The organism is Planotetraspora thailandica, assembly GCF_016863335.1.
GTDB lineage: Bacteria > Actinomycetota > Actinomycetes > Streptosporangiales > Streptosporangiaceae > Planotetraspora > Planotetraspora thailandica.
On the sequence record NZ_BOOR01000068.1, the window covers coordinates 21,260 to 34,670 of the forward strand.

At 68.6% G+C, this 13,411-nt stretch carries 11 protein-coding genes; 2 read left to right on the forward strand and 9 right to left on the reverse strand.

Features of this window, described 5'->3' with window-relative positions:
- Positions 1 to 46 precede the first annotated feature (46 nt).
- From Pth03_RS34715 to Pth03_RS34745, 7 genes are all read right to left on the reverse strand, one after another.
- Complete coding sequence (locus tag Pth03_RS34715) at positions 47 to 1,354, reverse strand: ImmA/IrrE family metallo-endopeptidase (RefSeq protein ID WP_203948708.1); 1,308 nt, start codon at positions 1,352 to 1,354, stop codon at positions 47 to 49.
- Positions 1,351 to 1,761: a hypothetical protein gene (locus Pth03_RS34720; RefSeq protein ID WP_203948709.1), complete on the reverse strand. Its 411-nt coding sequence runs from the start codon at positions 1,759 to 1,761 to the stop codon at positions 1,351 to 1,353. The genes Pth03_RS34715 and Pth03_RS34720 overlap by 4 nt, the downstream gene beginning before the upstream one ends.
- 72 nt (positions 1,762 to 1,833) lie before the next feature.
- Positions 1,834 to 2,832 (reverse strand): LacI family DNA-binding transcriptional regulator, encoded by a 999-nt coding sequence (locus Pth03_RS34725; RefSeq protein ID WP_203948710.1) that lies wholly within the window; start codon positions 2,830 to 2,832, stop codon positions 1,834 to 1,836.
- 62 nt (positions 2,833 to 2,894) lie between these two features.
- Complete coding sequence (locus tag Pth03_RS34730) at positions 2,895 to 4,280, reverse strand: GH1 family beta-glucosidase (RefSeq protein WP_203948711.1); 1,386 nt, start codon at positions 4,278 to 4,280, stop codon at positions 2,895 to 2,897.
- The gene (locus tag Pth03_RS34735) at positions 4,277 to 5,098 is read right to left on the reverse strand and encodes a carbohydrate ABC transporter permease (protein ID WP_239119590.1); all 822 of its coding nucleotides are present in this window, start codon (positions 5,096 to 5,098) and stop codon (positions 4,277 to 4,279) included. The genes Pth03_RS34730 and Pth03_RS34735 overlap by 4 nt, the downstream gene beginning before the upstream one ends.
- 8 nt (positions 5,099 to 5,106) lie before the next feature.
- Positions 5,107 to 6,066: a carbohydrate ABC transporter permease gene (locus Pth03_RS34740; RefSeq protein ID WP_203948713.1), complete on the reverse strand. Its 960-nt coding sequence runs from the start codon at positions 6,064 to 6,066 to the stop codon at positions 5,107 to 5,109.
- 74 nt (positions 6,067 to 6,140) lie between these two features.
- Complete coding sequence (locus Pth03_RS34745) at positions 6,141 to 7,433, reverse strand: ABC transporter substrate-binding protein (protein WP_203948714.1); 1,293 nt, start codon at positions 7,431 to 7,433, stop codon at positions 6,141 to 6,143.
- A gap of 359 nt (positions 7,434 to 7,792) precedes the next feature.
- Between Pth03_RS34745 and Pth03_RS34750 the strand changes: the two genes are divergently transcribed.
- The gene (locus Pth03_RS34750) at positions 7,793 to 9,958 is read left to right on the forward strand and encodes a discoidin domain-containing protein (RefSeq protein WP_239119591.1); all 2,166 of its coding nucleotides are present in this window, start codon (positions 7,793 to 7,795) and stop codon (positions 9,956 to 9,958) included.
- An 82-nt stretch (positions 9,959 to 10,040) separates the two neighbouring features.
- A complete protein-coding gene (locus Pth03_RS34755) occupies positions 10,041 to 11,327 on the forward strand; it encodes a DUF1996 domain-containing protein (RefSeq protein WP_203948715.1) in 1,287 nt (428 codons plus the stop codon).
- Between the two features lie 50 nt (positions 11,328 to 11,377).
- Here the strand turns inward: Pth03_RS34755 and Pth03_RS41800 are convergent, their stop codons facing one another.
- Both Pth03_RS41800 and Pth03_RS34765 read right to left on the reverse strand, forming a co-directional pair.
- The gene (locus tag Pth03_RS41800) at positions 11,378 to 11,980 is read right to left on the reverse strand and encodes an HAD family hydrolase (RefSeq protein WP_239119592.1); all 603 of its coding nucleotides are present in this window, start codon (positions 11,978 to 11,980) and stop codon (positions 11,378 to 11,380) included.
- A gap of 120 nt (positions 11,981 to 12,100) precedes the next feature.
- Positions 12,101 to 13,342 (reverse strand): ROK family transcriptional regulator, encoded by a 1,242-nt coding sequence (locus Pth03_RS34765; RefSeq protein ID WP_203948716.1) that lies wholly within the window; start codon positions 13,340 to 13,342, stop codon positions 12,101 to 12,103.
- Positions 13,343 to 13,411 lie beyond the last annotated feature (69 nt).

Consider the following 13,411-nt stretch of genomic DNA (forward strand, 5'->3'; position numbering starts at 1 on the left):
AGCGGATGTAACCTGCCGCACGGCTCCGCAGCAGGTCAGGGTCTGGTCACGCCATCAGCAGTTGGTTCTCCAGTTGATGCTTGATGACCATGGGTGACACCCGGAAATGATCCGCGATCTGCTCCATGTCGTCCTGCACCGCGGACTCCGGCGCGTCGCCCAGCAGTTCGCTGATACCGGCGGCCGGTGCGAGCAACTCCGCCGCGAACGCACGCTCCACCTTCTGGCGGTCGGTGTAGGCGTTGGTGACGAGGAAGACCGCCTCCGGCTCCCAGAGGTAATGCCAGAGCGCACGCGAGAGGGTGAACCTCCGCGAACCGGCGGGCCGGCCGGGATCGATGACCGCCAGAGGGCCAGACCCCTCCACGGCGCCCGCCACCGCCTGCAATCCCCTGTCGACGGGAGTGCGGTCGACGGTGGAGATGTACGGGGAGAGAACGAAGACCTCTCCGCCTGAAAGCCCCAGCGTCCGACGTACTGCTCGGGCCTGGCTCCAGCCCTTTTCCCAGGACCGGTCTCCCGATGCGGGCTGGAGAGGCCCGATCTCATGGCGCAATTCGACCGCCGCACCCGCTCCTCGTGACCGCGAGATCTCAGAGCGGGCCGCTCGGATCCATTCGAGGGCGTCGCCCATCCGCGCCGGTTCGACCGCATCGAGGAAATCTCCGAGGAGATGCCCCTGCAGTTCGTCGGCGGCCTGCAGAATCAGCTGCTCGTACGGCTCCGCCTCCGCGTAGGGATCGAGGCCCAGCCGTGCTGCGGCGAGGCAGAACTCCGCCTCCTCCTCGTCCGCCTGCTGGATCGCCTCCCACTCCTTGTGCAACGGCGTATCCGTAATGCCCCGCTCGGCGAGCCGCGTCAAAACAGCGGAGATGAGGCCTGCGAGCTCCCGCTCGACAGACTCACGCCCAACGAGCGCCTCACCTCGGGAGAGGAATCTGATCGGGCGATCCGGCGAAGGACGCCGATCCTCGTGCCAGATCAGATGGCTCTGCTCCCCCTCGGGGACAACCATGAGGTTCGGCCAGATGAAGCCGTCCCCGCTCCCCCGAAGGGAGTGTCTCTGGAACTGCCGCGCGTCATGATTGCCGGGAATCTGCAGGCCCAGGCTACGTGCGGGCCTGGCGTCCGCCTGGAGGAACCACCAGTTGTACGCCGCCCACTCCGCCATCGGGTAGAGCGGGCAATAGATGGAGCGCCGGGAACTGCCGGACTCCCGGTCCTCGACCAAAGTGACATGGTCGGAACCCACGCTGATCTCGATGCGCGCCCAGGTGGCTCGGTGCTCTGGAGCTCGCACCGACGGCGCCGGCTCCCACTCCCAACGGATCCTGAACTCCGGCACCGTCCTCATCGGTCACCGTCCTCGCTGATCTCGGTGAGCTTCTCCGGCCACTCATCTGGATCGAGCGGATACCCCTTGTACTGGCCGAGTTCTCTGTTGACCAGCCGTGCTTCGTAAATCACATTATCGAGACGATGCCAGGCGTATCTCGGGAACTCCCCCTCCCATGGCGCGCCGACATTGCCACACGCAATGGTCTGCCGCAACCAGCCAGTGATCTCAGCGGGGTCGGCGAACCTGGGATCGCACTTGCTGGCGTCCGCGCGCAGCTTGGGCGTCCCGGCGAAGGAGGGATACGACTTGTGCTCCCCACTGCCGACGTAGGAAGCCCGCTGGGCAAGGTCTGCCAGAGATATGCCGTCCGGCGGCGTCTGGGGGGTTCTCCGGAGTGGGCGACGGCGTTTGGGGGCACGCATGCGATCAGTATGCAACCCGTCACTCCTTGCACATGACAGCTTCGCCTGCCTTGTGGACAACCTCGAGGGGGCCTAGGCGGACTCGCGGACGACGAGCTCGGTCGGCAGGATCACCGGTACGGCCGGGCCTCCCTTGAGCAGGGAAAGCAGCAGCGCGACCATGGCGGCGGCCTGCTCGCGGAACGGGTGGCGCACGGTGGTCAGCGCGGGCTCGCTGTAACTCGCGGCCTCGATGTCGTCGAAGCCCACGACGGCGACGTCGTCGGGGACCCGCCTGCCGGCTTCGCGCAGCGTGCGCAGGGCGCCGATCGCCATGAGGTCGTTGGCGGCGAAGACCGCGTCGAGCTCCGGGTCGTCCCGCAGGAGTTGCCGCATCGCACTCGCGCCCGACTCCCTGGTGAAGTCGCCGACGGCCACGATGGACCGGCGGTCGGAGTCGCGCAGGACCGTGCGATACCCGGTCAGCCGGTCCTGTCCGGCGATCATGTCCGGAGGCCCGGCGATGGTGGCGATGCGCCGCCGTCCGCGTTCGAGCAGGTGCCGGACGGCCGCCTCAGCCCCTCCGATGTTGTCGTTGTCCACATACGGCAGGGGGACGTTGACGGCCGGCCTGCCGTACGACACGACAGGCACGCGCATGCGTGCCAGGGCGGCGGGGATCGGGTCGGCGCCGTGCATCGAGATGAGCATGACGCCGTCCACGTGCCCGCCGGTGAGATACCGCTCGACCCGGCCGTGGCTGGTGCGGTCGCCGACGAGCATCAGCACGACCTGCTTGTCGGCAGCATCCAGCTCGGCGCTGGCCGAGCGGATCACCGTGGAGAACATCGGGTCGTCGGAGAACACCCGGGTGGGCGGCTCGGAGACGACCAGGGCCACCGAGTCGGTCCGCTGGGTGACGAGGCTGCGGGCCGCGAGGTTGGGCACGTAACCCAACTCGTTGATGGCGCGCAGCACGGCGTCGCGGATGCCGGGCGTGACGGTGGCCTCGCCGTTGACGACTCTGGAGACCGTGGCGCGGGAGACTCCTGCTCGCGCGGCCACGGCCTCCAGAGTGGGCCGTTTCGTCATGCCGGCTCACGGGTCACGAGCTCGTCCAGCATGATCTCCGTCTTCCGTGAGAGGGGGCCTGCTCAGGCCAGGCCGTTCCGTTCGATGACCCCCCGATACCAGAGCGCGCTGTCCTTCGGCAGCCGCTGCTGGGTGCCGAAGTCGACCCGCACGAGGCCGAACCTCCGGTGGTACCCGTCGTGCCACTCGAAGTTGTCCAGCAACGACCACACGAGGTAGCCGCGGAGGTCGGCGCCCGCCTCGATCGCGGCGTGCGCGGCGCGCAGGTGCCCGTCGAGGTAGGCCACCCGGTCGCTGTCGTGCACCCGGTCGCCGGCGACGACGTCGTCGAAGGCGGCGCCGTTCTCGGTGACGACCAGGCCCACCTCGGGGTAGTCCCGCGAGAGCCGTACGAGCAGGGACGTCAGGCCGTCGGGGCTGATCGGCCATCCCATCGCGGTGGTGGGCTCGTCGGACCCGATGAAGCCGATGCCCTCGCTGCCCGGCCAGGCCGGGTCGGCCGGCTCACCCGGCTTCGCGATGACGTACGTGGGGTTGTAGTAGTTGATGCCCAGCAGCTCGATCGGCTGGTGGATGAGGTCGAGATCGCCATCGTGAATGTGGCCCAGCCCGGCCCTGCGCTCGACGATCTCCAGCAGCTCCGCGGGGTACGTGCCGCGCAGCGCCGGGTCGAGGAACTGCCGGTTGAGCAGGATGTCGGCCCGGTGCGCCGCCTCGGCGTCGGCCTCCCCGGCCCCCTGCGCGACGATCGGCGACATGTTGAGGGTGAGCGCGATCTCCTCCACACCGGCCGAGCGCAGCGCCGCGGTGGACAGGCCGTGGGCGAGCAGCAGGTGGTGGGCGGCGCGCAGCGCGTCCGCCGCGTCGGTACGGCCGGGCGCGTGCACGCCGTTGCCGTATCCGAGGAAGGCCGAGACCCACGGCTCGTTCAGGGTCGTCCACGTCTTCACCCGGTCGCCCAGCCGGGCGTGTACGGCGAGGGCGTAGTCGGCGAAGCGGTGGGCGGTGTCCCTGACGGGCCAGCCCCCGTGGTCCTCCAGGGCCTGCGGGAGATCCCAGTGGTAGAGGGTGACGTAGGGCGTGATCCCGGCATCCAGCAGCCGGTCGACGAGCCGGTCGTAGAAGTCCAGGCCGCGCGTGTTGGTCGGCCCGGAGCCGTCGGGTTGCACCCGCGGCCAGGCCACCGAGAAGCGGTAAACCCCCAGGCCGAGGTCGGCCATGAGCCGCACGTCGTCGGCATAGCGGTGGTAGTGGTCGCACGCCACGTCGCCGGTGTGCCCCGTGGCCACCCGGCCAGGGGTATGCGAGAAGGTGTCCCAGATCGACGGCCCCCTGCCGTCGTCCCGGGCCGCGCCCTCGATCTGATAGGACGCCGTCGCGGCGCCCCATTGGAAACCGTCAGGGAAGACCAGCGCCTGCCCCCGAGTCTTGACGGTGGTGATGGTCATCCCTTGACAGCTCCTTGCATGATTCCTCCGATGATCTGCTTGCCGAGCAGGGCGAAAACGATCACGAGCGGCAACGTGCCGAGCGTCGTCCCGGTCAGGCTGAGCGCGTAGTCGCTGACGTATCCCGCGGCCAGCGAGGACAGGGCCACCTGAACGGTGGGGTTCTCCGGAGTGAGCACGACCAGCGGCCAGAAGTAGTCGTTCCAGGCCGACATGAACGTCAGCATGCCCAGCACCGCGGCCGCCGGGCGCGCCACCGGCAGCACCACGTGCCAGAACAGGCCCCAGGTGGTGCACCCGTCGACCCGCCCGGCTTCGAGCAGTTCGGTCGGCAGCGCCCGGGACAGGTACTGCGTCATGAAGAAGACACCGAAGGCGTTGACCAGGGCGGGAACGATGAGGGCGTACATCGAGCCCGTCCACTCCAGCTTCACCATGATCAGGTAGAGCGGGATGATGCCGAGCTGCGTCGGCACCATCATGGTGGCCACCGTGATCAGCAGCAGTGCGTTGCGGCCGCGGAAGCGCAACTTCGCGAAGGCGAACCCGGCCAGCGTGGAGAAGAACATGACCGAGATCGCGATCGAGCCCGCCACCAGGATCGAGTTGAGCAGGGCCAGCGCGAACGGGACGGTGGTGAAGACGTTCTCCACGTTCGTGAAGAAGTTGCCTCCGGGGAACAGCGGCGGCGGCACGTCGGCCAGCGCCGAGTTGTCGCGGGAGGCGACGACCACGCTGTAGTACAACGGCAGCGCCGAGAAGAACACCACGGCGATCAGCGTGAGATAGGTGAGAGTACGGGTCTTGCTTGCACCCAACCGAGGAATCACGTGATGTTCCCTCCCGAGCGGCGGGTGAGCAGGTAGTTGACGCCAGCGATGATCACGATGAAGACGAACATCATCCAGGAGATCGCCGAGGCGTAGCCGAAGTCCAGCTTCGTGAAGTTCTCGTAGATGAACAGCGCGAGAGTCTGGTACTGGCGGTCGGGTCCGCCGGTGGGGCTGTAGGTGCCGAACAACAGCGGTTCGGCGACGACCTGCATCGCCCCGATGGTCGAGGTGATGACGACGAAGACGATCGTCGGCTTGATCATCGGGATGGTGATCTTCCTGAGCTGCTTGAACCCGGAGGCGCCGTCGATGGTGGCGGCCTCGTAGAGCTCGCGCGGCACTGCCTGCATGGCCGCCAGGAAGAGCAGCGCGTTGTACCCGGTCCAGCGCCACATGATCATCGTGGAGATGGCGACGTGCGAGGTCGCCGTGCCGGCGTTCCAGTCGATGGCGCCGACGCCGAACCACGACAACACCCAGTTGATCAGCCCGTAGTCACGGCCGAAGAGCTGGCTGAAGATGACGACGACGGCGACGACGCTGGTGACGTTGGGCAGCAGCAGCGTGACGCGGAACAGGGTCTGGGCGCGCAGCGGGCGGTTCAGCAGGTGCGCCAGCCATATGGCCAGCAGCAGCTGCGGAACCGTCGACACCAGGCCGATGGACAGGGTGTTGAAGGTGGCGTTCCAGAAGTAGGAGTCGCCGAGGAGGAAGGTGAAGTTGTCCAGGCCGACGAACTTGTGGACGTCGGACAGCAGAGTCCATTCGTGCAGGCTCACCCAGGCCGTGTAGACCAGCGGGAACAGCCCGAAAGCGCAAAAGAGCAACAGGAACGGGGCGACATAGGCGTACGGCGAAGCCTTGACGTCGAGCCGGTGCGCGAGCTGCCGGCTGAGTCGTTCGGACCTGTGGCGCGAAACCGCCGTGGAGCGGTCGGGGGCACGGGTGGCCACAGCGGGTCCTCTCTTGGTTCGTGAGATCGATCTGGGCGGCCGGACCGGCGACGCCGGACCGGCCGCCTGGCGAGCTACTTGATCCGTTCGAGGTCCTGCAGGGCCTGCTGCCACGCCGCTTCGGGCTGCTGCTTGCCCTGTTCGACACGCTGCAGGGCGTTGCCGAACGCAGTGAGGACGTCACCGGCCTTCGGCCCGACGTACTGCGGCTTCAGCGCCTTGGCCGCATCGGTGAAGATCTTGCCGGTGGGCGCGTTGTTGAAGAACGGGTTGGTGAAGCCCGTGATCGTCGGGTCGTCGTAGAGCGCGGGGATCGACGGGAGGGCGCCGGCGTCGGTGAACAGCTTGAGCTGGTTGTCCTTGCTGGTGAGCAGGTCGATCAGCTCGGCCGCCTCCTTGGGGTGCTTGCCCTGCTTGGGCGCCATGAGGTGGGTGCCGCCCTGGTTGCCGCCACCGCCGCCGGGCACGGCCGCCACGTCCCACTTGCCGGAGGTGGTCGGCGCCGCGTCCTTGATGCTGCCGGTCTTCCACGACGGGCAGATGATCGTGGCGAAGGAGCCCTTGGTCAGGCCGGTGTTCCACGGCGGGCTGAAGGCCAGAAGCTTGGCCGACTCCCCGGCCTGGAGCATCTGAACCGACAGGTCCCATGCCTTGCGCACGTCGGGGTTGGTCCCGGCGACGAGGTTGTTCTGCGTGTCGTAGTACCCGACCGGGGCCTGGTCGACCATGGCGCGGAAGTTCTCACCCGGCCCGTCGAACCACTTGGCGTCCTTCACCTTGCCGACGAAGTCCGCGCCGACCTTGGAGTAGTCCTCCCACGTGGGCCAGAGCTTGGAGACCTCGTCACGGTCGGTCGGCAGGCCCGCCTTCTTGAACAGGTCGGTGCGGTAGCACATGGCGAGGCCACCGATGTCGGTGCCCAGGCCGAGCAGCTTCGACCCGTCGGGCGACAGCCCCTGCTTCCACTTCCAGTCGAGGTAGTCGGCCTGCCGCTTGTTCAGGCCGTACTGGTTGAGGTCGTAGAACTTATCCGCCAGCGGGGTGAACGTGGCGATGTATCCGGCCTCGACCGCGACCACGTCGGCGGCCCCCGCCCCCGTCGCGAGCTGGGTGGTGAGGTTCTTGTGGTGGTCGTTGAACTGCGCCCTGCGCTCGACGATCTCGACGTTGGGGTGGGCCTTCTTGAACTCTTCGTATATCGGCGCGAAGTGGAAGTCGCTGAACAGCGCCACGGTGAGTTTGATCTTCTCGGCCGGTGCGCCGGAAGCCGCGGGCTCGTTCGAGCCGCCGCCACAGGCCGCCACTGAGGTGGCCAACAAAACCGCGGCGAGCATCGGGGCGATGCGTCCGGGGCGAAGCTTGCCCATAGAACCCTCCTTGGGCCCCTTAGTGATCTTGTAGGGAGCGCTCTATCGCAGAGTGGATTCCGGCGGCATTTCGTGTCAAGGGTCCCGTTGTAACAATGGTGGATACCTGCGGAACATTCGGCGGTTACGGACGAGAGAGCGGTTTCTCGGCTCCGTGTACATAAATGCAGCTCATGCTGCCCAATAGCGCCCGATTGCGAAGATCCGAGAGCGCTCTCAGGATGTAACTCGCCATTGATTTGGGATGTGCGCTGAATTTCGGCCGGGTTAACTGGGTTCTTGACAGTTGTTATCCACAGGTAGGACGCTCAGCCTCGGGAGCGCTCCCTGAACCCCCCGGCCCCCTCCAAGGAGACCCCGTGAGTTCATCCCGCAGCCCGGGCATTCGCCGTCTGGGCTTACTGATCGCAACGGCGATCACCCTCATCACGACGTGCTTCGTCCTCGTTCCCGCCGCCTCCGCCGACACCCTCATCTCGCAGGGCAGAACGGTCACCGCGTCCTCGGTGGAGAACGCCACGTTCCCCGCCTCCAACGTCGTCGACGGCAGCCTGACGACCCGCTGGTCGAGCGCGTTCAGCGACCCCCAGTGGATCCAGATCGACCTCGGCTCCGTCCAGACCGTCAGCCAGGTCGTGCTCAACTGGGAGGCCGCCTACGCCAAGGCCTTCCAGATCCAGACGTCCGCCGACGGGACTAACTGGACGACCGTCTACTCCACCACCACGGGAACCGGCGGCACCCAGACGCTCGCCGTGACCGGCAGCGGCCGCTACGTCCGCATGTACGGCACGCAGCGCGCCCTCCCCTACGGCTACTCACTGCTCGAGTTCCAGGTGTTCGGCCCCGGTGGCGGCCCGGCGGGCTGCGGCACCGACGACGCGGCCCGCGGTCGCCCCGCCACCGCCTCCTCCACCCAGAGCGCCGTCTTCCCGGCGGCCAACGCCGTGGACGGCGACGCCGGCACCCGCTGGTCCAGCGCGTTCAGCGACCCGCAGTGGCTGCAGGTCGACCTCGGCTCGTCCAAGCAGCTCTGCGGCGTTGGCCTCGTCTGGGAGGCCGCCTACGCCGGCGCATTCCAGATCCAGACCTCGCCCGACGCGGCCACCTGGACCACGATCTACTCCACCACCACCGGCACCGGGGGCACCCAGAACCTCGACGTGAGCGGCACCGGCCGCTACGTCCGTGTCTACGGCACCCAGCGGGCCACGGCGTTCGGCTACTCGCTGTTCTCCCTGTCCGTGCGCACCGGGTCAGGCCCCACGCCGACGCCCACGCCGACCCCCACTCCCACCCCGACGCCCACACCGGATCCCGGCGGCGACGTGCTGCTGTCGTACAACAAACCCGGCGTGGCCTCCACCACGCAGAACGACGTGAACTGCGGCAACTGCATCGCCGCCCGCGCCTTCGACCGCGACCCGGCGACGCGCTGGGCGACCAGCTCGACCACCGGCTGGGTCGACCCCGGCTGGATCTACGTCGACCTCGGCGCGACCGCGCAGATCCACAAGGTCATCCTGCAGTGGGACCCGGCGTACGCCCGGGCCTTCCAGATCCAGACCTCGCCCGACGCGGCCAACTGGACCCCGGTCTACTCCACCACCACCGGAACCGGGTTCAAGCAGACCCTGACCGTCAACGGCACCGGCCGCTACGTCCGCATGTACGGCACGCAGCGCGCCACGGCCTACGGATACTCCCTCTGGGAGTTCCAGGTTTGGGGAACCGGCGGCGCCCCGACGGCTCCGCCCCCGCTGCCCCCGGACCCGCGCAACCCTCCGCAGCTCGTCTGGAGCGACGAGTTCAACGGCCCGGCCGGCAGCAAGCCCGACCCGGCCAAGTGGACCACCGACACCGGCACCGGCCCGAACAACGAGCTGGAGTACTACACGAACAACAACAACGCCTCCATGGACGGCAACGGCAGCCTCGTCATGGAGGCCCGCCGTGAGACGACCCCCGGCTCGGCCTGTCCCGGCGGCACCTGCCAGTACACCTCGCACCGGATGAACACCGGCACCAAGTTCACCTTCACCTACGGGCGGGTGGAGGCCCGGATCAAGGTGCCCAAGGGCAACGGCTTCTGGCCCGCGTTCTGGATGATGGGCTCCGACTTCCTGACCGGGCGGCCGTGGCCGTACAACGGCGAGGTCGACATCATGGAGATCCTCGGGAAGGACACCAAGACGGCCTACTCGACGATCCACGCGCCCGCCTACAACGGCGGCGGCGGGATCGGCTCGCCGTACACGCTGCCGGGGAACGCGGACTTCTCCGCCGACTACCACGTGTGGGCCGCCAACTGGGACAGCAAAGGCATCGTCTACACGCTCGACGGCCAGACGGTGTTCACGCTCAGCAAGGACCAGGTCGAGGCGACCCGCGGCCCGTGGGTCTACGACCACCCGTTCTACCTGATCCTCAACCTGGCGGTCGGCGGCGACTGGCCCGGGCCGCCCGACGCGTCCACGCCGTTCCCGTCGCGGATGCTCGTCGACTACGTGCGCGTCTACCAGTGATCGAAAACTGAACTTCCAGTGATCCAGCCGGTGGCCCGAGACCCCTCCCCCGGGCCACCCCACCCCCCACCTGGAGGTCACCATGTCCCTGCCCGCTCATGTCCCTCGACTACGGTTGGCGGCGCTGGCCGCCGCCCTGATCGGGCTCCTCGGCGCGTCCGCCGTGTTCCTGCCGAAGGCCGAGGCCGCCGCGCCTCCGCTCTCCCAGGGGCACACGGTCACCGCTTCGTCCACCGAGAACGGCGGCACACCCGCCTCCGCCGCGGTCGACGGCAACCTCGGAACCCGCTGGTCCAGCGCCTTCTCCGACCCCCAGTGGCTGCAGGTCGACCTGGGCGCGAGCGCCACCGTCAACCAGGTCGTGCTGAACTGGGAGGCCGCATACGCGAAGGCCTTCCAGATCCAGACCTCCGCCGACGGCACGAGCTGGACGACCGTCTACTCCACCACCACCGCGACCGGCGGCAACCAGACGCTGAACGTGTCCGGCACCGGCCGCTACGTCCGGCTCTCCACCACCCAGCGCGCCACGCCGTACGGCGTGTCCTTGTGGGAGTTCCAGATCTTCGGCACAGGCGGCACGCCGCCTCCGGCCGGGGGCGGCGGCCCCATCGTGCGGGTGGCGGAATTCCTGGCCGACTGCCCGTTCAGCCACCGGCTGCCCGACGACCCGATCATCTTCCCGGGCCTGCCGGGCGCGTCGCACATGCACAGCTTCTTCGGCAGCACGACGACCAACGCGAGCTCGACGCTGGCGAGCCTGCAGAACGCCAACAGCAACTGCAACCCGGCGGTCGACAAGTCCGCCTACTGGGTGCCGACGCTGTACAAGGACGACGTGCCGGTCGAGCCGGTCATCACGACGTTCTACTACCTGGGTGAGGGTGTGCGGGACGACATCATCGCCCAGACGCAGCCCATGCCGCTGGGCCTGCGGATCGTGGCCGGCAACGCGAAGGCGACCGCGCCCGACTCGACCACGATCGCGCGCTGGTCGTGCCTGCACGCCGGCCAGGTCGACCCCGGGAAGGACTTCGTCAACTGCCCGGCGGGCACGATGCTCGAGTCGTACCTCGACTTCCCGCAATGCTGGAACGGCAGGGACCTCGACTCGGCCGACCACAAGAGCCACATGGCCTACCCGGTGGGTGGCCAGTGCCCGGCGACGCACCCGGTGCCGGTGCCGAAGCTGCGGCAGGTGCTGCGTTACCCGGTGAACGGCGACCCGTCGCACTTCCGGCTGGCGTCGGGTCCCGGGTTCACGATGCACGGCGACTTCTTCAACGCCTGGCCCGAGGCCGAGATGGCGCGCCGCGTGAACGACTGCATCCGCCCGATCATCAAGTGCGGGGCGGACGGTCACCCCTAAAGAAAGCTCCCTGGTGCGGGACCGGGCGTTCCCGGCCCCGCCCCGGGGGTTCAGCGCAGGAGCGCGTCGATCTCGGAGATCGCCTGCGCGTTGTCCTTGAAGAGAACCGCGTGGATGCCCGCCTCGCGGGCACCCTCGACATACGCCTCGACATCGTCGAGGAACACCGTCTCCTCCGGAAGCACGCCGAGCCGTTCGCAGGTGAGCTCGTAGATGCGGCGGTCCGGCTTGGACATGCCGACCTCGTGCGAGTAGACGATGAAGTCCACCAGTTCGCCGAACCCGTACGCGGCCTGCTCCTTCTCGCGGGCCCCGACGAAGCTGTTGCTGAGGATCGCCGTGCGGTAGCGCGGGCGCAGGCTCGTGGCGTACGCCGCGAGTTCCTCGTTGAGCGTGCCCAGATACTGCACCCAGATGTCGGCCATGAAGGCGTCCACCGTGGCCGCGTCCAGGGCGAAGATCTCAGCCAGGCCCTGGTGGACCTCCTCCTCGGAGACGGCGCCCACCGCCCCGTCGCGCCACAGGTCGCCCGCCCGCCGGTTGATCTCGCCGGGCTCGAGACCGAGCTTCTCCTCCCATTTCGCGCTCACGCCGAGAGGAGGATCGATCTCAAGAACCCCACCGATGTCGAAAACGACGGCTTTGACGGCCAAGACGCCTCCATAGCGAGAAATATCCGGAAGATCCTTCCGGACACCCTCACATATCGCCGCCCGTCCAGATAGGGGCCGGACGTCGGAGCCGATGGCCCGCTCTCGACCTCATGGCCTCAATCAATTCGAGGGCGCGCCGCCGCTCGCGAGGAAGCGCTCCACGATGAGCGTGGCCGCGCCGAGCGCCACCGCGTCGGGTCCGAGCCCGCACCGCTCGAACGACACCCGGCGGGCGGCGGGCGCCAGCGCGTGCCTGCGGGTCTCCTCGATGGTCGGCCCCATCAGGTAGGGCTCCAGGACCAGCCCGGCCCAGCCCCCGATCACGATCTTCTCCGGGTCGAACAGGTTGATCAGATTGGCCGTCGCCACGCCGAGATAGCGGGCGGTGTCGTCCATGACGGCCACGGCCGCGTGCTCGCCCCTGCCGACAGCCGCCGCGAACTCCTCGATGCCCCGCCGTTCGTCGGACCAGTCGCGGTCACGGCCCGACGCGATGGCCCAGCGGGCGAGGATGCCCGGAGCTCCGACGTACGCCTCCAGGCATCCGGTGGCGCCGCACCGGCACGGCGCGCCGTCGATGACGACCGTGGTGTGCCCCCACTCGCCCGCCGCGTTGCCCGCGCCCCGGTAGACCTCGCCGTCGGTGACGACGGCGGCTCCCACGCCCGTGCCGATCAGCGCCACGACGAGATGCCTGACCCCCCGGCCCGCGCCGAACCACGCCTCGGCCCGGCCCATCGTCTTGGCGCCGTTGTCCACCAGCACGTCCATGCCGAGTTCGGCCGCCAGCAGGCCGCTGAGCCGTACGCGCTCCCATCCGACGCTCGGCGCGTGGACGAAGCCGTCCCGCCGCCCGTCCGCGCCGCCCATCCCCGCGCCGTCCATCTCCACGGTTCCCGGCACGCCCACCCCGGCGCCGATCACCTCGCCGATCTCCACTCCGGCCTGCTCCCTGGCCTGCCGTACGGCCCTGCCGACCAGGGCGACGAGGCGGCCCGGAGACAGGTCGCCCCCGCCAAGGGGCAGCTCCGCCGTCGCCAGCGCATTGAGCGTGAGGTCGAAGACCTCCGCCTTCACGGCGGTCTCGCCGACGTCGACGCCGACCACGGCCCGGTGCGCCGGATCGACGCGGACCAGGACGGCGGGCCTGCCCCCCTCGGACATGAGCTGGCCCGCCTCCTGGGCGACGCCGTCGGCGATCAGGTCGGCGACGACGTTGGTGACCGTGGCCGCACTCAGGCCCGTGCGCCTGGCGATCTCCAGCCGGCTGGTGGGGCCCCCGAAGTAGAGCTGCCGCAGGACGTCGATCCGGTTGGCCCGCCGAAGGTCGCGTGCCGTGCGTCTCGTAGGCGACGGTCCCATGGTGCTCCCTCCCAGCCGGATCCGTACTTATTTTGCTTCTTGGTCTAAGTCTGTCAACCCTGGTGAGAG